Below are 22,000 nucleotides of genomic sequence, written 5' to 3' on the forward strand. Positions count from 1 at the left end.
TGTTTAAATCTCCTTTTTTAGTAATTGATTAATTTTAATTTTTGTTTGTTGCCTTTCATGACTGTTAAGTTCATTCCATACTTCCTCAATTTGTGAACGTGCCTCCACGCTCGTTTGTGGATATGCTGGAAATGAAACCACTGAACACTCATACACTTTATTGATTTTAGTAATCGTTCGTGTATTTGTTTTCGCATCATAATGACTACCGTCATCATCTACAGTAAAAGCAAAACTCATACCTTTTAAATCGCCTCGTTCTACTGCCGTATGAACACTGCGACCTTCTTCGGTGTGTGGAAGTTCCGCCCTTATTTCTAGCCCTGCCGAGCCTAGTCTTAACTGCATTGTCTTTGGCGTTCGTGCGAGTGGTATTCTCTTAACGTCATGATTTATATACAGTGATACATCAGATAAATCAGTATCATCTAATGCACCACGCTGTATAACTTCTTTATACGATCCAAATGGAGCGTTTATAACTGTTGGTGTGTCATACAAAATCGGTACACCTTCTAATATGAGTTCATTGTTTTCTTGCTCGTCTGCTCTCAATTCTGCTATTCTAAACTCTTTCATTTTTATCACCTTCCGACTTGTTTAATTGGTATTGTTCAGCAATATTTTTATCAATGTAGTTTAATGACATAATGTGTTCATCTCCATTTTCTATAGGAGGTAAATTAAGCATCTCTAGGGCTTGATTTGGTGTGAGTATGCCTAATGGTACTAACTTCTCAATAGTTGCCGTCTTACTCTTGTTACTAGCGAACTGTAGCCTATTAGACTCAAATATAATTTCATTACCAAATGACTGCTCACGCTCTGTAAATACCTTTTCAGTGAGTTCCTGCGATAACTGTAATGCAAATGGCTCAATGATACTTTCATAAAATGCACTCCACTCATCTTCTGAATATGTGCTATTTACAATACGTTCACTTACACCGAGATAGTCATATATCTTTGTTTTGATTGCCTCAATTTCATTACTGTTAATATCTGCATCAGTTGGTTTAAGTGGTATATATTCCGCCTTTGCATCAAGTGAGGCAATGCCTCCAGTGTTTGAAATATCAAGGTAATCTCTTACAAAACTATCTTTTTCCTTCTTCAAATTATCGGGGCTGATTGTTTGGCTATACTTTAAAATTCCTTTTAAGTTAGTACTATTCCTAATAGCGTGTGTCATGCCCTCGTTCTGCATATGTGCGACTTCTAAAGTCGGTAAAATAGATGCGTTAGAGTCACCGAGTAACTCATTAGAGTTGAAGTGTCGTCTTAATATGATGAGTTGATTAATATGAAACGTTGCGTGTTTCCCGTTGGCAAATAAGAATTTACAATACAGTTCACCGCTTAAGTCCGTGACATATTCCATATTCACCGAGTGCAACGGGTATATTGCACGTAAATTACCGTTATCATCTTTATCCAGTAATGCAAATGCGTTGTTGTGAATGTATAAATGCGTACATAATTTATAAAGAAAATCGTAACTCGTCATATATGGGTTTGGTCTGTTACCAAGTATTCTATTTAGTTGTGTGTTACCGTTGGAACGCTCACTATAGTTTTTAGTGTGTACAATGTGGCGACCTCTTAACTTCCCAATATTTCGAGCGATACTGTCAACTGCAAATCTAAATACCTCATTCTCATAAGCATTACCAGTAAAGCTATTGAATATGCCAATGTTAGAAGTTAGTAACTCCAGCCGTTCAGTTTGCTTTTCTTTAATCTTGTTAATGCCTAATATTCTATCTAGTAAACTTGCCATATGTTCCCTTCTTTCCCATTGCAAATAATGATATTGGCGGTAAGTCCATAAAATAATTTGAGAGTTGGTAAAGTTGGTATTTACCGCCATGTGTGTAATCAATTTTTTTAGTTCTTTCCACGTATGCTATTTCTCTTTTAGATCTCAACTTACCAAGTTTGTTATTTACAGTTTTTGAAAACTCGTCAAATTCCGTACAATCAATCATGAATTGACCTGTTTCATATTGTTGTCTTAAGCAATTATCTATATGTTCATTGCCGTGCTGGTCTAACAATTCATGAGATACTTCTAATTGCTTTTCGAGTTTCTCAATGCGATTGTCGATATGTGCCAAATCAATTGCGGTTATTTCTACACTTCTTGCATAAGTCGATATGTCACCAGTTTGTTCATCAAATGCCATTCTCGGCACTGATTGAAAAATCAAATCTTCCCGTTTATCCTTTAATTCCTGTATCTGTTGGTTTATGTTGTACGGGTTTATCTTCTTGTATATTGAATATTGATTAAAGTACTCCAATTAGATCACCTCGGTTAGTGAAAAGGTTAGTGAAATTTCACCTTTCGCTAACCGTGAAACTCCATGTGTGCCATGGTTTTACTCCATGTTGGTTAGTGGTTAGCGTAACTTTCGACTTATTTCTGTTTTTTTCTTCTTTTCGCCTTTTTTATCTACTATAGAATTATTTTTAAAAATATAGATATTTACGCTAACTCGCTAACCAAAACCTTAAAACCTTTGGTACGTATGGCTTACGCTGGTTAGTGAAACGATTTTTTTCGCTAACTTTCGCTAACCTTCACTAACTTTTTTTATTTTCGTAAACAACGTATGCGATTGGGTCTAAAGGACTATAAAAAGTAAAATCTTGTCTTTCGCTATCGTCTTTTAAATCTGCTATTATATCGGGCGTTATTTTTTTAGTGCTTTCTTCATAATCTTTAATTGCATAGTTTTTAAAATCTTTATGAAATTTGCGACTGCCTAAAGCACGGTAATTGTATACTTCACAAAACTTTTCATATCCTTCAAACACAAATCTTTTAGGTATATATTCAGCTTTCCAATTTTTAAATATGTTCTTATAAAACTCATAAACTGGGTCGTTTTCTTCTTTGTATATTTCCATTGCATCTAGGGTTGCTTTTGGCTGAATAAATTTATCAAACTCCATTTTAATTGCCTTATTAAGAACGTACTCGAGAACTTCTTTTTTATGAATGTATTCATCTTTTATTCTTTTATCTTCAATTGCACCGTTAAAATCTGCTCTAAAAGGTACAATTTGTATCCTGCGTAATAGTCCGTGTGTTTTATCTTTAAACTTTGGCATTCCATTTGTTGATTGAATTATCGTAGGCGTTAATTCTAACGTGTACGGTTGTTTGTTTTTGTATTCAATCATAACTGGATCACCAGTAATAAGACTTTTAAATACTGAAGAATTATCAACGTATACATTTGGCGGTACGTCATCACCTAAAATTAGTGATTTTCCAACCATTGAACTAGTTATAAAACGTTCATCAAATTGGTCTACTTTAATTGCTTGATAGTTATTCTCCCCTATAAGATTTGTTAAAAACTTTTGAAATGTACCCTTACCGTTATTACCTTCACCAGTTAAGAAGAACGCTTTACCTCTTGTATAGTTTCCGTTTAATGTTTCATTTATAACTTGCCATAACAATGTTTTTAGATCTGCATCATTACAAGCAATTGACGACAACCATTCTTCTACATTCCATTTCGGTTTTTTAGGGTTATCAATATAATTTGTTGATATTTTAGTAGTGAATATATAATCGGGGCTAAATGGCTCTAGTTTTTTAGTTTTGTTGTTAAATATGCCATTATTAACCGCTATTAAATTTTTATCTTTTGTTGGTTGTTTAATACTTAATTTTTGCCTTAAATGATAAATAACATTGTTGGCATGGTTTTCAGTAAAACTTTCTTCTACATAGCTAATAACTCTTTGTATATAGAATAGATTGACCGTATAAATTCCTTCATCAGATAAATACATTCCAATTCTGCTATTCTCTTGATCATCAAATAAATTAAATTTAACTAGACCAGTTTCAATAAATAAATTAGCAACCTGTAATGGACTTAATCGTTTAACCTCTTGAGGCTTTTCCATAGTTGCTCTACGATACTCATTAATTTCTTCTAGCTTTGTGTTTCTTGCTTGTTTTAATCGTTTTTTTAATTCGTTTCCATAAGGTAAATCTGATTTATTTTCTTCTTTTATTTTTTTAATCTCTCGATATATCTTTGAGTTAATCGGTTTACCAGTTTCACGAGCAGAGTGTTTCTCTCTGCCCGTTTCACTAGTAACATCAACTAATTCAATATCTGCATATTCTTCTAGCTTTTTTGCCAATACTATCTACCTCCCTGCAAATGTTTTTTGAAGATAGATTTAAAAGTACTGTCAAATTCCTTTTGACTATCTGTGTAACTCTCGTGCTCGTATCTGTGGCAATGCCACCAACCATTTAACAATTCATATAATATTAATTCATCTACTTCTTTATTAAGTAAATGACCGAGTAACTTCGTGAGCCCTTCATTTCTACTACCTTCAAAACCACCATCTCTAGCGATACTTCTGTACTCTACTAATCTTTCTTCATATGTGTTTGTAAAATCTAATTTAATTTTTCTAACTTCTTGATCTAAAACTTCTTTAAGCCCTTCTACATTCAAAGGCTCACCTTCAAAGTGATAAAATTCAAAGTTATCTAACTGTTCACGCTTAACCGTTGGCATGTTCATTGCTAGACTGATTGACTCACAATTTATGTCATAGATTGGTAATTCATACGCTTTAGCTAAAGTTCGAATAAGTACCTTGTACTGTTCGCTACTTAATTCAACTGATTTATCAAAAGGTATAATCAATCTGTATCTAGGCTTATTGTCTATAAGTTTGTGTTGATAAGTTGAATACATTGCAAATGTGTTATTTCCTTTTTTAGCTAAATGCTCATACATATTTGGGAAGTCTGCGGGTATATCATCAATATCAATAGTTGCCATAGATCTATTTACAACGTTTTCGTTATTTCTTCTATCTACGACTTTACCGCCGATAAATACACCGTTATCCCCTTTGTTTCCAACTACAACCTTGCTAATCACTTCTAAAAATTTAGACCATTTCATAGTTTGGTATCTTAAATCTGTTACATTTCTAACTCCACTGCTATAAGTTACCGCTGTTTCAAAATCGTTGTTTAAATTGATATTTTTCATTATTTTTATCTCCTATTCTTCTTCTAAAATGCATAGGAGTGTGCTATAATATAGGTGTGAACGTCTGAACGTTCATCTGTAAATTTGATAACATAATTACAGCACACACCTTGTGTGTTGATTTCCTTTAAGCCTTTGCTATCTCAATTAGCATTGGCTTTTTTTAATTTCATCATGTGTTAGCTTAATGATAATATCCGCTAGTATGCGTACGTCATTGACACAAACGCCTAACATTGTATTTTCTTGTTTCATCATTCTTAAAGCTGACTCAATATCATCTATCTTTTCAGCTATTGAAATTGCTAATAGTCTGACCTGCTCATTGTGTATCTCGTTATCAACTAATAAATCTTCAATATCAAAATCTTTAATCATTTTTATATCCCTCATTTAATTCATGTTTTTTAAAGTCCTTTAACATTTCGATACATTCATTAAATTTTTTGTGTTCGTCTGCATTTTTAAAACTGAAATTTTCAATTTCGAGTATATCCACTAAATCATGTAATGCTTCAAAATAACTTTCTACCTTCAATTTGTTTAATCGAGTAATATTTTTCATTGTTATGTTCTCCTTATAGATCTATGTTTAATTCATTTTTTAATTCATGAAGTTCAAACCTTGCGACTTCATCAACTATATCTGTAGGTATAGAACTTTCCATAATATTTACGTCACCTCGTAAATCTTCATGTTTATGTTCTAAATCACAATAGCTACCTTCAAGGTTGCTTAACGTTTTTTCGATTTCTTCAATTTTCTTCTCGACATTTTCTAATCTCTGTAAAATACTTTCATTCATATCATTCAATTCCCCTTATCATATGTTTATTTAGATAATTCAAAGCCTCGTCTACCTTAATGTAATATTTTCTAGACCCTTCAAATCTGTATACACATTTTTGAAATGCTGGGTCTGTTAATAGCTTGGAACGAAAATCGAACTCACTAATATTTGTTTTTTCTTTAAACTGATTACTCGACCAATAGCCTAAAAACTCATTTTCTTCTAACGATTGTTCGTGTAGTGTTTCTTTTACCGCTGATTTAATGAGTTCCTTAAAAAGTAATTCATTGAACATTTAACTCACCTCCTCTAAACCGTGTATAAAGTTATCAACTGTGATACCTAAATAATCACAAATATTTAATACTGTGATTAAACTAGGGTTTTTAGTTTTTTCATGATAAAGACCATAAATCGTTGTTTTAGAAACACCAGTATTTTCATAAATCTCTGATACTGATATTTTCTTTATCGCTAAAATCACTCTTAATTGATTTTTCATAATCACACCTCCCACTTGTGACTAAATATTTAGTGTAATCACTAACTATTTACATAGTAAGATATATAATTATTATTGTCAATACTCTGTATTTAATTAGTGTGTATTGTGATATAGTAGTATGTATAAAAAGGAGTGAAGACAATGATAAAAAGCAGATTAGCAGTGTTAATGGCGGAAAGAGGTTTAAAAATTTCAGATGTTTATTATGAAACAGGGATCTCAAAAACTACTCTAATGGCTATATCAGAAAATACGGGTAAAGGAGTTCAGTATGAAACAGTAGATAGACTTTGTAACTATTTAGGTGTGACACCATGCGAGTTTTTTGAATACTCTCCTTATATGATTGATTTATCAACTTACTTTAAGAGTGAAAGAGAGATGAGTAATTTAACTTTAAAAGTTAAAAAGCAATCGTATGAGAAAAACTTTTATTTCACCTTATCGATTAATTCAGATCCATACTATTTTCCAATAGATAAAAATGATTACACGGCGATTATTAGAATTAATCTTGAACATACAGATTTATATGATAATGAGGAATTTTATAAAATTTTAGATGATTTAACAGTTTCATTTAGAACAGACTTCCTAAATGAATTGGTATATAAATCAAAAAAGTTAATAATTAGAGCCATTAAAGAAAACCATGAATTAGATAAGGTACTTATTGCAGATAAAAAAAATGATATAAAACAAGGCGACAAAGTGTTAATAAGGTTGTTTGAAGATACAAGACATGAAAAATTAAAAAGAATGACATTATCATAGGTGATAACCATGACTAACATCACCATTCAAGAAAGAAAAGATATAAAAGACAAAAATAAGCGTTTCAGATATGTATTTCACTACAAGAATAAGCGTTATAGAGGTGGTGGCTTTCCAACTAAAGCAATTGCACGACAAAAAGCACGGGAGCATTTAGAACAGCTGGAAGGCTCACCAGTCGCAACTGAAAAAACTTTCTCTAAGTATTATACAGATTGGTTATTACTGGAAAATAAGAAAGAAGAAATAAGTAAAAAGCAATATTACTGGTACACTCGTTCATTAGATTTATTTAATGAGTATTTTGGTGAAGATATTAAAATAAATGAGATAGAAAAGATAGATTATAGAAACTTCTTAAAGTGGTATGGTGATGATCGTGCATTTAGTACACTTAAAAAAGTACACTCTTGTTTGTCGCAAGTCTTTAAATTTGCCCATAGTGAAGGAGATATTTTCAAAGACCCTACTTATCAAGCAAAGTTAAGAACGTACGCTACAGGTGTAAATCAAGCTGATGAGGACAAGTTTATAAAAAGTACTGATGATTACTTAAGATTGATTGAGTACTTTAGAAGTCGTAAAGAACGCTCTTACCTACTACTCTTTATAATTGCAATTACTGGCTCACGATTTTCAGAAACAAATAAACTCACTGAAAAAGATTTACTGGAAGGTAATAGAATACACCTACGAGGAACAAAAAATGAAACAAGTGATCGTATTGTAGCTATTAGTGAAAAAGATATGAATTATATCAGAAAAAGAATAGATGAGTTACCTAAAAAGGCTAATGGAATGATTTTCGATTTATCCCACAATGCTGGTTTAAAATCTTACAGAAAAGCATTCAAAGATTTAAATATTAATTATGATCGTACACTTCACTCATTACGTCATACACATTGTAGCTATCTTTTAAGAAAAGGAATTAATATTGAAGTTGTATCTAAACGTTTAGGACACAAAAGCACCACGACTACGAGGGAAATTTATTCTCATATACTTAAGGAATTAGAAGATGAGAATGCAAAAAAAATACGGGACTTGTTTTCATAATAAAATGAAAACGCCCCGTATACGCCCCGTGAATGACGGTAAACGTTGATATATTAAGGTTTATGTACGGGCACGGAGAGATTCGAACCCTCGCGCCGGAATGAACCGACCTACACCCTTAGCAGGGGCGCCTCTTCAGCCACTTGAGTACGTGCCCAAAAATAAAAATGGCTCCGCAGGTAAGATTCGAACTTACGACCGATCGGTTAACAGCCGATAGCTCTACCACTGAGCTACTGCGGAATATTTAATTAATCAACATGTTCTATTATAGCAACTCTGTAAAATATTTCAATGATATTTTATAAAAAAATATGAATTAAATAAAAAAGCAATGCAGATTTTATTTTCTGCATTGCTTAAAAATTTATTAGTTTTGCGAACAACTTCGAAATGAAAATGTAATCGGGGGGCGATTTGTTCATTTCATGATTATATAATAGCACCTGTTTATAAATAAAACAAGCCTAATTGAGAAAATAATTCGTTTTTCTCAATTAGGCGTTCATAATTTAGTCATAATTAGAAAATTATTTCTTATCGCCACATACCGACTTTCTTTCTTTTCGCTTCTTCTTCTGCTTGTCGCATTTTATTCTCATACGTTGTATTTGGCGGGTATACGTACTTTACTTCTGCAAGACCTTCTTTTACAAGTTGTTCGTTGACCATTATGTCATCCGCAAATACATATACTAAATATCTACCATAATTATCTGTTTGTGATTGATCAAACATAACATATATATGTTCTGCATCGTTAAGTAAGTCTTCTACTCTATGTAAAGCTTCTTTTGCAAACGGCTCGTCTTTCTCACCAGATTTTCTGCCGATTTCAGGAGTATCAATTAGTAAATATCTAAAGGAATAACTTTCATCATTAAAGTAAAATCGAGTCGTATCTCCATCTATATGAAAATCAACTGTCACTTCGTATTTTACGAGACTTTCAGCATCATTTATATCTACACCAGTTTCGACAATTTTTGGATTCTCACTGACGAAATATAATACTATTAAAAACAGAAAGACAATCAGTAAACCAGGTAAACTTAATTTGCGAAACTTTTTAAAAGGATCTTTACCTGGTTTATATAGGTCGTTCACGTTAAATTTCTTGTTCATAAAACCATCCTTCATTTATGCTATTACAATTATACAAGAAATTATATAGAGATACATTTTATTTTTTAAAATTAATAAAAAGCTCTTGTAATTATTCGTTTCATTGTGTAGAATACTATCTAGACGTTAAAAATTCATATTAACGCGGGATGGAGCAGTTGGTAGCTCGTCGGGCTCATAACCCGGAGGTCAGTGGTTCAAATCCACTTCCCGCAATTTTTTAATGAGGTCCCGTGGTGTAGCGGTTAACATGCCTGCCTGTCACGCAGGAGATCGCGGGTTCGATTCCCGTCGGGACCGCCATTTATATATTTAAGGTTCTGTAGCTCAGTTGGTAGAGCATCTGACTGAAGATCAGAGTGTCGGCGGTTCGATTCCGTCCAGAACCACCATGGCGATTGTGGCGAAGTGGTTAACGCACCGGATTGTGGCTCCGGCATTCGTGGGTTCGATTCCCATCAGTCGCCCTTCATTAGCGGGTGTAGTTTAGTGGTAAAACCTCAGACTTCCAATCTGATGTCGGGAGTTCGATTCTCCTCACCCGCTCCATTATTATTCCGCAGTAGCTCAGTGGTAGAGCTATCGGCTGTTAACCGATCGGTCGTAAGTTCGAATCTTACCTGCGGAGCTTTGGCCCCTTGGTCAAGCGGTTAAGACACCGCCCTTTCACGGCGGTAACACGGGTTCGAGTCCCGTAGGGGTCATTCTTAAAGGTTGTTCATTCGAACAGCCTTTTATTTTTATAATTTAATAAGTTTGGGTAGGTGGCCGAGCGGCTGAAGGCGCACGCCTGGAACGCGTGTAAACGGCAACCCCGTTTCAAGGGTTCAAATCCCTTTCTACCCGCTAATTAGACGAGTACTGATTTTAGTGCTCGTCTTTTTTGTAGGATTATAGGTAGTTTTTTATCTTCTCATTTACAAAAACTGCGGTTTGCAGTGGAAATTTGTTAGATATATCCAGATAATTAACAAAAACTGTGCCGGCGAGTCAAAATTTGTTAATTATAAAAATATATCTAACAAAAACTCGTCAGATTTCCGAAAATCTGTTAATTATATCCAGATATCTAACAGAATCACGATATTTTTGTTAAATATAATTTTGTAAAAAGCTATTATTACACAATAAGATTAAAAACAACCTTATACTCCTGTTTCGGATGACCTCTTCATCTTCTCATTTACAAAAACCCAATAATTCATCCAAAATCTGTTAAATAAAACGAAATATCACAAACAACTAGTTTTTAAAGATGAAAAAACACCTCCTAACTTTCAGTTAGAAGGTGTATCATCGTTTTATGCTTCACAGTTGATACAAATTTTGCTTAAGTTAAATTGCTGTGCAGCGTTTGTACCATGTTGATAGTATAGTGATTTGATACCATTCGCCCAAGCGAATAAGTGCAGTTCGTTTAACTCTTCTGCTGTAATGTGACTTGGGTTTACCATGATGTTTAATGATTGACCTTGGTCGATGAATTGCTGTCTTGTTGATGCTTGTTCAATCACGTTGTATTGGTTTAATTCACCAAACGTTTTAAATACTTCTTTTTCTCTTGCTGATAAAAAGTCTAAGTGCTGAACTGATCCGTCGTTGTCACGAATTGACTTTAGAATCTCTTCAGTGTTTTTACCTTTTTCTTCTAATAATTCTCTTAAGTACGGGTTAATCATTGTCTTTTTAACTTTTGCAGTGTCGACTACGAAGTAGTTTGACATGAACGGTTCAATCGATTTTGATACTTGTCCTAAAATGAATGAGCTTGACGTTGTTGGTGCGACCGCAAGTAGCGTTGCGTTACGTCTACCGTATCCTTTTAGTACTTCTGGTTCACCGAATTTTTCTGCGAGTTCTTCACTTGCTTTATACGCACGCTTTCTCATAAGTGAGAAGATTTGTGAGTTAATTTTGTTTGCTTCGATACTTTCAAATGGAATCATGTTCGCTTGTAAATATGAATGCCATCCAAGTACTCCAAGGCCTAATGCACGGTTTTCAACCGCGAATTTATAAGCGCGTTTCATATGTTTAAATGCTTCACGGAGTTCTGCGTCTTCAGAATCTCTCATAGATTCTAAATCAGCAATAAATTCACTCATGACTGCATCTAAGAAGTAAATCATCGTTTCTACTGCATCTGTGTCTTTCCAATCGTCATAACGTTCAATATTCATTGAAGATAAATTACATACGAATGACCAGTCTTCTTTGTTTGGCAACATAATTTCTGAACAAAGGTTTGAGTTGTTAATCGTTAACCCTTTGTCTTTATAAACATCTACTGTATCGTTATTTGCATTGTCATGGAAGAAAATGTACGGATAACCCATTTGAACACGTCTAGATAAGAGTTTCGCCCAAACGTTACGCTTTTCTTCATCTCCACGGATCATTTCCTCAAGCCATTTGTCTGTTATTGAAACTCCGTGCGTTAACGTTTGAATTGGGTTTCCTTCTGTACCAATATCTAAAAACTCGTGGATATCCCCGTGTTCGATTGGTAAATATGGACTAAAACGACCACGACGAACTGATCCCTGACTAATCGTGTCAGTAACTTGTTCGAATAGTTTCATAAAGTGAACAGATCCACTCGTATGTCCGTTATCAGTAATTTCAGATCCACGTGGACGAATTTTACCGAAGTAACCGCTCGTTCCTCCACCGTATTTACTCATTAATGCAACTTCACTTGCTGTGTCCATAATTGATGGCACATTGTCTTCAATATATGAACCGAAGCAGCTAATTGATAATGCACGTTTTTTACCAAAGTTCGACCATACTGGGCTTGAAAGTGAATAAAACCCTCTACCCATGTAGTCGTAAAATTTATCTGAAAATCCATCTATACCTAAAATTTCTTCTGCTTTATTTGCGATATCTCTTATTCTTTGTTCAGGTGTTTCGCCTTCTGATAAATACCCGCGTTCTAGAAAGACGCGAGAATCTTCGTTAAGCCAATAAAATGGTTGTTTAGCCAATTGAAATCCTCCTAATTGTTTACTTCAAATCGTTTACGTCGAGCATTCTAAGTCTGATTGTTTGGTTTACCTCTTGTTTTGTCTTACCTTCTAAATCAGATTTTGGTGAGAAAATCGTGTCTCCACTTACTGATTGACTAAACTTCGTGTAGTTTACACTACGTTTGTGAAGGAAGTCTGTGAGTTTTGTACCGATAACTTCATCGTCAAACCAAGATGTCTCAGCGACGAGTTTTTCATCGACGTCAAATAATTTTTCATACCCTACAGATACAAGTGAATTATTTAAACGTTGTTTAACGAATTCTTTAACGACGTTACTTGACATAAACTCAAGTTCACCTTCGCCTAAGATCCAGTCAATTACTTTTCCTTCTGACTCATATGCTTCACGGCACGCTTTATACACCGCTTCTTCCATATCCTCATCGAACCAATCTGGTTGTTCCTCGCGAATTGTATTTACAATGTCGATACCGAACATACCGTGGATTTGCTCTTCTTTAGAAGTCGCTTCGATAACGTTTGATAATCCTTTAAACATATTTCTATGCTTGTTAAATGACATCATAATTAAGAACTGACTAAATAATGACACGTGTTCAGTAAATAGTGAGAATAAAATCATCGATAAGATGTACTCTCTATCATCTTCACTTCTCGCGTATTGAACCATACGTGTTAAGTAATCTACACGTTGTTTTAACGCTGGAATGTCTTTGATCTTACTAAATTCATTATTCAGTCCTAAAATTTCGAGTAAATGGCTGTACGCATCTGCGTGACGAACTTCTGATTCACTAAAACTTGCACCAACCGCACCGATCTCGTACTTCGGCATACGGTGATAAAGATCTCCCCAGAACGTTTTTACTGCAACTTCAACTTGGGAAATCGCAAGCATCGAACGTGTCACTGCAGTCTTCTCGTGAGGTAACGCCCCTTGCATATAGTCTTGAATATCTGATGTATAGTTAAACTCTGTATGAATCCAGTAAGAGTGTCGAATCGCATCGACATACTGATATAATTCAGGATATTCAAACGGCTTCATTTCCGCTCTTCTCTCAAAAATATCGCGCTTTCTCTTTTGCTTTTGACGATCTCTATAAATGATGTACGCACGCGCTGTATCTTTATAATCACTTTTCAGTAAAACGTCCTCTACGACGTCTTGAATATATTCAACTGTAATAATATCTTCGCTTTTTTCTAGCACTTTAACAACTTGATCCGTTAAGTCATCAATCTTTTCAGCCATACCTGGTTCACCAGTTGCTTTATTCGCTTTAGACATTGCAACGGAAATCTTATTCTTATCGAAATTCACAATTTCGCCACTACGTTTTCTAATTTGTGTAATCAAAACTTCGACCTCATTTCTTTATCTTTCGATTATTCATTCTAACACTAACACGATAAAAATGGAATGACTTTTTACTTAATTTTTTAAAACGACACACAATATATAGTGTGAAAAACTATGAAAACAAATAGAATAGCACAATATATAGATATATTATATTTAAGAAAAGAAAATCTTATCACGCAAATAAAAAGCCCTTACGTCTTTAAAAGATTAAAAACGTAAGAGCTATAAACAGCTAGTACACACCATAGTCTAGCTGCTGCATATGCATTAAATATTCGTGTCGTTTGAATTCGTCTAGCATTAAAGTTTCTCTCTGTGACAACAACGATCGATCATTAACTTCTGTTTCTCTATAAAATGCTTCACGTCTTAAGCTAATTTTATAATACAACTTCATCGCGTTAGAGTATTGTTTGTCGAATTGATAATAAGTCACATCAACGACGATATCTTCTCCGTTATAAAAATGAACGCGTGTACGACTTTCATCTTTTTCATACCGTTTAATATGTCTGATGTTAAACCAAAGATTATAAGAGTTACGGTCAGAAAACAAAGGAAAATAAATATAACTTCCAAAGAAATCAATCATAATTGGTGGCTTAGAAGTAATATTCGTCATATCTTTAGTAATTGCTTTCCTATGTAAATAATTCGAAGAGAACCGCAAACAATTCTCTGCCATTAACTTATTCGCTTCTTTTTTAATCACATACTCTTCTCCTGTAATTTCTCTAGCAATTGACGTGTTCGTATTGAAATAGTTATCCGAAGCAATATACATCGTATTTTTATTAATTGAATAATATGTAAGCACTACAATTACCTCCATGTGTTGTTAACTTATTATACAACATATGTATATAAATGTTAAATAAAATAATCATTATTATTTTCAGACAATTTCAAATATTATATTGACTTCCACATAACTACTCACTATAATAATAATTATCAATTGATTGGAGGCGTTACCAATGGAAAGTAAGTCAGTTAAACTACTCGCTCAACGTCGTGCGTTTTTACAAGCCGCTACTGATCTTTCGGCAGATCTTATTCTCGAAGAGTCTTTAAATCATTTTAAAGAAGCACATTATTTACAAAAAATCGAAGAAGCGCTATTAACTAAAAACGAAGAAATGTTTAATGAGTATACGGAGTTATTAAAAAATGTTAAAAATTAATATGAAAACTGTATTCAAATGAAAAAGCTGATCGAGATTTAATCATAAACTCAATCAGCTTTTTTAATTTAAAATAATATCGCAATAAATTCTAAATCCTCGTCTCCAACATTTTCAATTCCGTGAGACTGCCCTTTTTTAATAACGCAACAATCATTTGGTCCAACGATGTGTTCCTTCTTGTTTTCGTCAGTAAATAATCCTTTTCCTCTAACGATATTATAAATTTCAGCATCTTTATCATGTAAGTGATAACCAATTGAACTACCTTTTGGAAGTACAACATTCGCAACCATATCAATCGTATCTAAATCCCCTTTTGATACGTGTTTAAATATTTCAATCGTACCTTTACCTCCGAAATGATTGTCTATCTTTAAAGAATTCTTTTCATTATAAATCATATGTTCACCTGCTTTTATTTATATTATATCATTACATAACAAAACCCTTCTAAATAACTAATATTTAGAAGGGTCAAAAATCTTCCTACTATATCTCTTTCGAATGTATTTCCTCTCTTGTCATGTCTAAAATCAAGTGATCGAGTTCTTCTCGTTTTAAGCTTTTTAGTTTATTAAACTGGAACATGAAGAATCCTGCGCCGAGGATTGTCCAGATTCCTAATGCGATATATGACGGTAGTGTGAGTGCTGCTGGTGATCCTGGAATTAGTAATAACAACAGGAATACTGCTGAGATGATTGCTCCGATGACTCCAAATACCGTATATAGTGTGTTTTTATGGCGTTTATCGCTAAAGAATTTTACTGTTACTAAACTCGTTGCTAAAAATGCTATCGATACACCGACGGATGACATATCGACGATCCAGCTGAGTGCTGTTCGTCCAAGCCAAGGTGCTGCTAAACAGACGACCATGACGAATATGATTGCGTTTAACGGTGTATTTGTTTTTCTATGCAGTTTTGAAAATGCTTCTGGTATAAATTTCGCACGACCTAATGCAAAGATGAGTCGTGATGATGATAAGTAAAATCCATTTAACCCTGTAAATACACCAAATGAAATCGACAGCGCTAAGAAGAATAGTCCGATTTTACCAAACGCTGAATGAATGACGTCTCCTGTTAACCATAACTTAGATTCCTCAAGCATTTCAGTATACGGGAACGTCCACGATGTAATTAAAATCATAAGCACGTATGTAACAATACTTGCAACGATTCCAAATACAATCAATTTAAACGTCTGATTCGCTTCAAAGTTAAATTCTTCTGCTGCTTGCGGGATGTTGTCAAAGCCGACATACATCCACGGTGCAATTGCAACAATTACGATAATCGAACTTAAAACTCCGACGTCTTCATTAAATAGTGGAACTGCATTTTCAAAGCTAAATGTTGACGGTGTAAATGATAAAGTAAATAATCCCGCCACAACGATTGCCATAAATAAACAAAAGTAAAACTGCAGTTTCCCTGAAAGTCCTGATCCTTTAAAACTAATTATCGCAAATACGATTAAAATAAATGTCGATAAAATAACCTCAGTAATATATACATCCCAGCCTGCAATTGAATATAAATATCCAACTTCTAAAAAGTCCGGAAGTATAAACTTAAATAGTAAACTAAAAGCACTCGCATTTACTGCTACTACACATATATATCCGAAAATTAAAAACCATGATGATATGAAACTAAAGTACTTTCCGAATCCAACGTACGTAAATGCAAATTCTCCCCCAGACACTGGAAACTTCGCTGTTAACGCACCATAACCGACAGCAATCATTAACATGAGTAATCCACCGATAATAATCCCTAAAACGGCACCGAGCGTACCTGAAGATTTTAACCAGTCACCTGGTAATATGAACGCACCCCATCCGATCGATGAACCGTAAGCGATTGCCCATACAAAACGCCTCGACATCGTACTGTCGAATGACTCACGTTTTTCTTTACGTCTTTTCATGATATCCCCTCAAATAATTTAGTATATAAATTCTACTTACCCTAAATTTTTGAGGATAAACAGGATATTTCGATTTTCGATATATTTTATACGATTAGTTCTAAAAATTCCTCTCTCGTAATACGTCCTAAATAGTGCGGTATATCAACACCTTTAAGTGCTTCATCGATCGATTTATAATCGTGTCTAACACCGATTAATTTTTCTTCAATATCTTTAATTTCTCCAATTCCAAAGAAATCTCCAAATATTGCCGCACGTTCTATTATTCCTTTTTGGACTTCTAAACGGACATCTAATAGTCCTGCATCAAATTTATGGCTCGCTTCAAAATTGTAGTGTGGATTTTTACCGAAGTTCCAATCATCAGTTTGGTACTTCTCTTTAGATAACGTCATGATTTTATCCCAATCTTCATCTGTTAACTCATATTCTTCAATTTCCTCTACACTACCAAATATCTTTTCTAAAATAAGTCGTTTAAATCGTTCGATATCTAATGGTTCATCTAAAAACTCATTCACGTTACCTACGCGACTTCTTACAGATTTAATACCTTTTGATTCGATCTTTTTAGGGTTTACTTTTAGTGAGTTTTGAACCGCTTCAAGGTCGCTATCTAGCATAATCGTTCCGTGACTAAACATACGTCCTTTAATAGACACCATCGCATTGCCTGAAATCTTTTTACCATTCACTTCAATGTCGTTTCTACCGACAAGTTCTGCTGGAACACCTAAGTCATTTAATACGTCGACAATTGGTTGCGTAAACTTTTTAAAGTTGTGGAAACTATTTCCATCATCTTCAGTTACAAAACTAAAGTTTAAATTGTTTTTGTCGTGATACACTGCACCACCGCCACTCACTCTACGTACGACTTTAATGCCATTTTCACGTGTATATTTTTCATTAATTTCTTCAACAGTATTTTGATTTTTACCGATGATGATTGATGGTCCGTTTACATAAAATAAAAAGTACGAATCATCTGTAGGAATCTCTCTTAAGACGTATTCCTCCATCGCTAAGTTAATCATTGGGTCATCTATATTTTTATTTGATATAAATTTCATTGTTTTCCTCCATTAAAAAAGACTTACTGCCATTATAGCAAGTAAGTCTAATTGATACATTTAATTGATAATCTCATTTGCAGTTTCTTTTGCTGTTTTTACACAGTCCGGTAATCCAACTGCATAATGCGGTGCGCCGATTAAATAAAGGCCTTTATAATTTTCCTTTAAGTACGCGTGAATTTTATCGATCATTTCTTTATGACCGACTAAGTAGTTCGGTGCAGCGTCAGGCATACGTGTAATAATATGGAATTCGGGCTCTCCCTTAATGTTCATCATCTTATCTAAGTCACGTCTGACAGCTTCTAAAATTTCTTCGTCCTTACCATTTTTAATGAGACCATTTAGTTTTTCATTGTTCGGCTTTCCAATATAAGCACGAAGTAACGCTTTACCTTCTGGTGCGGAATGTGCCCACTTTTTGTTTGTCCACGTACATGCAGTCATCGCCATGTCATCTTCTTGACGATTAATTACAAATCCAGTACCGTCGAGTGCGTTATCGACTTGTGATTCGTCAAAGCATAATACGATATTGGCCACTGTCGTCGCCTTCATATGGTTAAAGTACTCTAACATCGGATCGTCAATTAAATCTTTATATGCAAAATGCATCGTCGCAACGACGACATCACTATATTCTTTTTTACTATTACTAACAGTAACTTCATAGTGATCATCGTGTTTTTCAATTTTTTCAACTGATGTATTTAAATAAATATGACCACCTTGAGATTCGATAACTTCTTTTAAACGGTCGATAAAAGACTCCAGTCCATTTTTAAATTGATAAAACATCCCTTGTTTTTTATCTTGTGATACTTTAACTGCAGTATTTTGACTGCGTTTTTTGCGTTCGTACATTCCTTTTATGAGGCTACCGTAACGTTCTTCTTCTTCTTTAAAGAATGGATACGTCGCCATTAAACTCATCTCGTCTAAAGCTGTACTATAAACACCGCCGAGAAGCGGCTCGATCATATTTGTCGCGACTTCTTCACCGAGACGCTTTTTAAAGAATTCACCGGCTGATATATCCCCATGCATTTCAACGACTGGAATTTGATTATCGAGTAACGCACGTGCTTTTCCTCTGACAGATAAGAGTTCTGTATCTTGAATTGCTTCTTTAGTCGTCGGCACACCTAATATCGTGTTTTGTGGAACTGGACTAAGTGAACCGTTCGCATATATGAATGATCGCCCTGTTAAATTTCGAACGAGGTCATCTTTCATACCAATTTCTACTGCGAGATCTGTCAGATCAGGTTTACGACTAATATAAGATTCTGCACCTTGCTCGATGACAAATCCATTTTTACGGTACGTTTTAATTTTACCGCCGATTCTCTCACTCGCTTCGTATAAATCGACAGCAATACCATTTTTAGTTAAATAGTATGCAGTAGATAATCCTGTAACCCCGCCTCCGACAATACATACTTTTTTCACGTGACTCACCTCTTTATAGCTTTTCGATTTCGTTTGCCATTGCGTCGATGAATCGTTGGTCCGTGTTCGGCATTGGTGGACGGTGGTACACTGCGTTGTTGCGGTCCGTAACTACTTTACATTCGTAGTCGTTATCGTATAACACTTCTAAATGTTCACATACAAAACCTAATGGTAAGTAAACGAAGTGTTTAAATTGATGTTCATCGTATAAGTCTTGTGTTAAATCTTGAACGTCAGGCCCTAACCAAGGATCTGGCGTGTTTCCTTCAGACTGCCATCCTGTGAAATAATGACCGAAATTCGCACGCTCACGAATGAGCTCCATCGTCTCTTCTAATTGTTTTGGATATGGATCGTTATTTTCAACGATCATTTTTTCAGGTAAACTATGTGCACTTACAATAATTGCTGTTTTATCGTGCTCATCTTCTGGAATAGTTTTCATCGTTTCTTCAACTTGTTCTACCCAGTAATCAATGAACGGCTCTTGACGATAAAAATCATCGACTGATTTTACTGAAATACCGTACTTTTCTGCTTCTTCTTTTGCACGTTTGTTATAAGTTTCTACAGAAAACGCTGAATAATGCGGTGCAAGTACGACAGTTTCAATTTCTTTAATGCCCGCTTTATTAATGTCTTCAACCGCTTCTTCGATAAACGGTGTGATGTGTTTTAATCCGATAAATAACTCATACTCATCGTCACTACGCTTATTCATTTCTTCAACTAATGCGAGCGCTTGACGTTTTGTTGTATCTTTTAATGGAGATACACCACCGATTGCTTTATAACGCATTTTTAAATCTTCTAATGCTTCTTCCGAAGGTGGACGTCCGTGACGTATATGTGTGTAATACGGTTCGATATCTGATTCTTGATACGGCGTTCCGTACGCCATTACGAGTAATGCTTTTTTTGCCATGTTAAATTACAATCCTTTCGAATAATTGTGAACGAATTCTGTTAATCGTTTTAACGTATCTGGATTTACTTCAGGGAATACCCCGTGCCCTAAGTTGAAAATATGACCTTTGTTTTGACCTTGCTCTAAAATTTGAGATGCATACTTTTCAATAACGTCCCATTCTGCAAGTAGAATTGCTGGGTCTAAGTTTCCTTGTAATGACTTATTAATTCCCATTTCTCTTGCTTCTTTAATCGACGTTCTCCAGTCGAGACCAATTACGTCACTACCTAACGTATCCCACTCTTTTAATAAGTGGCTTGCACCAATTCCAAAAATTGTGACTGGTACACCTAATTTTTTCGTTTCACTAATTAAACGACGCATAGAGTTTCCTAAATAGTACTCATAATCTTCTTTGTTTAATGCACCTGCCCATGAGTCAAAGATTTGAATCATTTTAGCACCCGCATCTACTTGTGCTTTTAAATAAACGATACTCATATCTGTTAATTTTTCCATTAATGCAAACCATGTTTTTTCATCGTTATACATTAACGATTTTGTCTTGTGGTATCTTCTTGTCGGTCCGCCTTCAATCATGTAGCTTGCGACAGTGAACGGCGCTCCACAAAATCCAATTAACGGAACGTTTAATTTTTCATTGACTAAAATGTCGATTGCTTTTACTGTGTAATCTAAATCTTTTGTTGGATCAAGTTCACCCAGTGCTTCGACGTCTTCAATACGTCGAATCGGATTATCGATAACAGGCCCTACACCTTTCACGATATCTACATCGATACCAATCGGTGCAAGTGGTGTAATAATGTCTTTGTAAAGAATCGCAGCATCTACATTGTAGTTTTCAACAGGCGTTGCTGTTAAATAAGCTGTAATTTCTGGATCCTTCGTAATTTCGATTAACCCACCGTATTGTTCTTTAATCTTATTGTACTCTGGTTGTGAACGTCCAACTTGACGCATAAACCAAACAGGTGTGTAATCTGTTTTCTCCCCTCGAGCTGCTCTTAAAATCGTATCATTAAACAATGATTTTCCCCCTAATTACTTTTGTATCGACAATATTGTAACATGATATATGAAGTTTTCGTGAAATGTGAATGAATTGTCATATTTAAAAATTTCCTAAATGTTTAACAACTTTTCGATTATGGCTATATATAATATAATATGAATAACAACTTAGAAAGAATGAGAGGTAATCAATATGTATTTCCACAAAACAAACGGAACAGTAGACTATTTAGAAAGTTTAAAAGAAAAATATCCAAATGCACATCTACAAGCAAATCCGAACACTGGTATTTTATATTACGAAGATAATGAAGCAAAATCTGAATTTGAAACAGAACAATCATATGAGATTGTCGACTCTAAAGGTGATTTAAGTGAAGATCATCCAACATACGCAGTACACATTCCTGCATATGGTTTAGGTAAATCGACGATCATTTCACACTTAAGTGATTTTAGATCTGAGTTAGACAACGTAAAAGGTGTTAAATCTTATCGTATCGCACGTAAGCTCGATCAAGATAGCTATTTAGTTATTGTCACATTTACAAGTATCGATGCATACCACGACTTTAAAGAGACAGACACATTTAAGAATTACTTAACACAAGACGTGCTTAAAAAATTCCAAAACGAAGAAAGTATGTTCCAAGACTTTGCAACGTCACAACTCTACTTTACTGTTAAAGAAGTAGAACAAGACGAAGAAGACGAATTTTAAACATAAAAACG

General features: G+C 34.5%; 24 protein-coding genes and 10 tRNA genes. 12 read left to right on the forward strand and 22 right to left on the reverse strand.

All coding sequences use genetic code 11. From position 1 onward, the window contains the following. Positions 1-3: 3 nt before the first annotated feature. The 10 genes from CJ229_RS03225 to CJ229_RS03270 form a co-directional block, all read right to left on the reverse strand. Positions 4-579, reverse strand: coding sequence for an HK97 family phage prohead protease (locus CJ229_RS03225; protein WP_102167419.1), 576 nt, complete (start codon positions 577-579; stop codon positions 4-6). Further along, positions 566-1,780, reverse strand: coding sequence for a phage portal protein (locus CJ229_RS03230; protein WP_317846625.1), 1,215 nt, complete (start codon positions 1,778-1,780; stop codon positions 566-568). The genes CJ229_RS03225 and CJ229_RS03230 overlap by 14 nt, the downstream gene beginning before the upstream one ends. Next, positions 1,761-2,303, reverse strand: a complete 543-nt coding sequence (locus CJ229_RS03235) for a hypothetical protein (RefSeq protein ID WP_102167421.1) — start codon at positions 2,301-2,303, stop codon at positions 1,761-1,763. Before CJ229_RS03235 ends, CJ229_RS03230 begins: the two co-directional genes overlap by 20 nt. Before the next feature lie 283 nt (positions 2,304-2,586). Beyond that, positions 2,587-4,173: a DNA primase family protein gene (locus CJ229_RS03240; protein ID WP_102167422.1), complete on the reverse strand. Its 1,587-nt coding sequence runs from the start codon at positions 4,171-4,173 to the stop codon at positions 2,587-2,589. Positions 4,174-4,175: 2 nt separating this feature from the next. After that, on the reverse strand, positions 4,176-5,048 hold the full coding sequence (locus CJ229_RS03245; RefSeq protein ID WP_102167423.1) for a hypothetical protein: 873 nt from the start codon (positions 5,046-5,048) through the stop codon (positions 4,176-4,178). A gap of 147 nt (positions 5,049-5,195) precedes the next feature. Then, positions 5,196-5,426, reverse strand: a complete 231-nt coding sequence (locus CJ229_RS03250) for a hypothetical protein (protein ID WP_102167424.1) — start codon at positions 5,424-5,426, stop codon at positions 5,196-5,198. After that, the gene (locus tag CJ229_RS03255; protein ID WP_102167425.1) at positions 5,419-5,613 is read right to left on the reverse strand and encodes a hypothetical protein; all 195 of its coding nucleotides are present in this window, start codon (positions 5,611-5,613) and stop codon (positions 5,419-5,421) included. The genes CJ229_RS03250 and CJ229_RS03255 overlap by 8 nt, the downstream gene beginning before the upstream one ends. 13 nt (positions 5,614-5,626) lie before the next feature. Then, the gene (locus CJ229_RS03260) at positions 5,627-5,863 is read right to left on the reverse strand and encodes a hypothetical protein (protein ID WP_145998145.1); all 237 of its coding nucleotides are present in this window, start codon (positions 5,861-5,863) and stop codon (positions 5,627-5,629) included. Then, positions 5,856-6,134 carry a hypothetical protein gene (locus CJ229_RS03265; protein WP_102167427.1) on the reverse strand — a complete coding sequence of 93 codons (279 nt, stop codon included), beginning with the start codon at positions 6,132-6,134 and terminating at the stop codon, positions 5,856-5,858. The genes CJ229_RS03260 and CJ229_RS03265 overlap by 8 nt, the downstream gene beginning before the upstream one ends. Then, positions 6,135-6,341: a helix-turn-helix domain-containing protein gene (locus CJ229_RS03270; protein WP_102167428.1), complete on the reverse strand. Its 207-nt coding sequence runs from the start codon at positions 6,339-6,341 to the stop codon at positions 6,135-6,137. It abuts the gene before it with no gap. A 144-nt stretch (positions 6,342-6,485) separates the two neighbouring features. On the opposite strand from CJ229_RS03270, the gene CJ229_RS03275 reads away from it, so the two are divergent. Both CJ229_RS03275 and CJ229_RS03280 read left to right on the forward strand, forming a co-directional pair. Further along, positions 6,486-7,118 (forward strand): helix-turn-helix domain-containing protein, encoded by a 633-nt coding sequence (locus CJ229_RS03275; RefSeq protein ID WP_102167429.1) that lies wholly within the window; start codon positions 6,486-6,488, stop codon positions 7,116-7,118. A gap of 9 nt (positions 7,119-7,127) precedes the next feature. Further along, on the forward strand, positions 7,128-8,177 hold the full coding sequence (locus tag CJ229_RS03280) for a tyrosine-type recombinase/integrase (RefSeq protein WP_102167430.1): 1,050 nt from the start codon (positions 7,128-7,130) through the stop codon (positions 8,175-8,177). Positions 8,178-8,244: 67 nt separating this feature from the next. Here the strand turns inward: CJ229_RS03280 and CJ229_RS03285 are convergent. The 3 genes from CJ229_RS03285 to CJ229_RS03295 form a co-directional block, all read right to left on the reverse strand. Next, positions 8,245-8,334 (reverse strand) — tRNA-Ser (locus CJ229_RS03285). A gap of 11 nt (positions 8,335-8,345) precedes the next feature. Then, positions 8,346-8,420 (reverse strand) — tRNA-Asn (locus CJ229_RS03290). Between the two features lie 294 nt (positions 8,421-8,714). Next, a complete protein-coding gene (locus CJ229_RS03295; protein WP_180953403.1) occupies positions 8,715-9,302 on the reverse strand; it encodes a thermonuclease family protein in 588 nt (195 codons plus the stop codon). 143 nt (positions 9,303-9,445) lie between these two features. On the opposite strand from CJ229_RS03295, the gene CJ229_RS03300 reads away from it, so the two are divergent. The 8 genes from CJ229_RS03300 to CJ229_RS03335 all read left to right on the forward strand — a co-directional run bounded on the left by CJ229_RS03300 (position 9,446) and on the right by CJ229_RS03335 (position 10,148). Next, positions 9,446-9,518 (forward strand) — tRNA-Met (locus CJ229_RS03300). A gap of 11 nt (positions 9,519-9,529) precedes the next feature. Then, positions 9,530-9,605, forward strand: a tRNA-Asp gene (locus CJ229_RS03305). Positions 9,606-9,618: 13 nt separating this feature from the next. Then, positions 9,619-9,694, forward strand: a tRNA-Phe gene (locus CJ229_RS03310). A gap of 2 nt (positions 9,695-9,696) precedes the next feature. Next, positions 9,697-9,769, forward strand: a tRNA-His gene (locus CJ229_RS03315). An 8-nt stretch (positions 9,770-9,777) separates the two neighbouring features. Beyond that, a tRNA-Gly gene (locus CJ229_RS03320) sits at positions 9,778-9,851 on the forward strand. A gap of 7 nt (positions 9,852-9,858) precedes the next feature. Next, positions 9,859-9,930: transfer RNA gene (locus CJ229_RS03325), tRNA-Asn, on the forward strand. Between the two features lie 4 nt (positions 9,931-9,934). After that, positions 9,935-10,006 (forward strand) — tRNA-Glu (locus tag CJ229_RS03330). Between the two features lie 54 nt (positions 10,007-10,060). Then, positions 10,061-10,148 (forward strand) — tRNA-Ser (locus CJ229_RS03335). Positions 10,149-10,603: 455 nt separating this feature from the next. Here CJ229_RS03335 and CJ229_RS03340 read toward each other — a convergent pair. From CJ229_RS03340 to CJ229_RS03350, 3 genes are all read right to left on the reverse strand, one after another. Next, complete coding sequence (locus CJ229_RS03340; RefSeq protein WP_102167432.1) at positions 10,604-12,292, reverse strand: ribonucleoside-diphosphate reductase subunit alpha; 1,689 nt, start codon at positions 12,290-12,292, stop codon at positions 10,604-10,606. A gap of 19 nt (positions 12,293-12,311) precedes the next feature. Next, a complete protein-coding gene (locus tag CJ229_RS03345) occupies positions 12,312-13,658 on the reverse strand; it encodes a ribonucleotide-diphosphate reductase subunit beta (protein ID WP_068131217.1) in 1,347 nt (448 codons plus the stop codon). A gap of 238 nt (positions 13,659-13,896) precedes the next feature. Continuing rightward, entirely contained in the window at positions 13,897-14,481 is a 585-nt protein-coding gene (locus CJ229_RS03350) for a competence protein ComK (RefSeq protein WP_070456174.1), read from the reverse strand. A gap of 160 nt (positions 14,482-14,641) precedes the next feature. On the opposite strand from CJ229_RS03350, the gene CJ229_RS03355 reads away from it, so the two are divergent. Further along, complete coding sequence (locus tag CJ229_RS03355; RefSeq protein ID WP_068130587.1) at positions 14,642-14,848, forward strand: IDEAL domain-containing protein; 207 nt, start codon at positions 14,642-14,644, stop codon at positions 14,846-14,848. A 68-nt stretch (positions 14,849-14,916) separates the two neighbouring features. On the opposite strand, the gene CJ229_RS03360 is transcribed toward CJ229_RS03355, so the two are convergent. From CJ229_RS03360 to hemE, 6 genes are all read right to left on the reverse strand, one after another. Further along, positions 14,917-15,252, reverse strand: coding sequence for a cupin domain-containing protein (locus tag CJ229_RS03360; RefSeq protein ID WP_102167433.1), 336 nt, complete (start codon positions 15,250-15,252; stop codon positions 14,917-14,919). Positions 15,253-15,340: 88 nt separating this feature from the next. Next, positions 15,341-16,789: an APC family permease gene (locus CJ229_RS03365; protein WP_102167434.1), complete on the reverse strand. Its 1,449-nt coding sequence runs from the start codon at positions 16,787-16,789 to the stop codon at positions 15,341-15,343. A gap of 86 nt (positions 16,790-16,875) precedes the next feature. Next, positions 16,876-17,865 (reverse strand): lipoate--protein ligase, encoded by a 990-nt coding sequence (locus CJ229_RS03370; RefSeq protein WP_102167435.1) that lies wholly within the window; start codon positions 17,863-17,865, stop codon positions 16,876-16,878. A 60-nt stretch (positions 17,866-17,925) separates the two neighbouring features. Further along, the gene (gene hemG / locus CJ229_RS03375) at positions 17,926-19,320 is read right to left on the reverse strand and encodes a protoporphyrinogen oxidase (RefSeq protein ID WP_102167436.1); all 1,395 of its coding nucleotides are present in this window, start codon (positions 19,318-19,320) and stop codon (positions 17,926-17,928) included. A gap of 13 nt (positions 19,321-19,333) precedes the next feature. After that, the gene (gene hemH / locus CJ229_RS03380) at positions 19,334-20,248 is read right to left on the reverse strand and encodes a ferrochelatase (RefSeq protein ID WP_102167437.1); all 915 of its coding nucleotides are present in this window, start codon (positions 20,246-20,248) and stop codon (positions 19,334-19,336) included. A gap of 6 nt (positions 20,249-20,254) precedes the next feature. Continuing rightward, complete coding sequence (gene hemE, locus CJ229_RS03385) at positions 20,255-21,283, reverse strand: uroporphyrinogen decarboxylase (protein ID WP_070456189.1); 1,029 nt, start codon at positions 21,281-21,283, stop codon at positions 20,255-20,257. Between the two features lie 178 nt (positions 21,284-21,461). Between hemE and CJ229_RS03390 the strand changes: the two genes are divergently transcribed. After that, positions 21,462-21,989, forward strand: a complete 528-nt coding sequence (locus tag CJ229_RS03390; RefSeq protein ID WP_102167438.1) for a hypothetical protein — start codon at positions 21,462-21,464, stop codon at positions 21,987-21,989. Positions 21,990-22,000: the final 11 nt, after the last annotated feature.

The organism is Nosocomiicoccus massiliensis (genome assembly GCF_002871345.2).
GTDB classification, from domain to species: Bacteria; Bacillota; Bacilli; order Staphylococcales; family Salinicoccaceae; genus Nosocomiicoccus; species Nosocomiicoccus ampullae_A.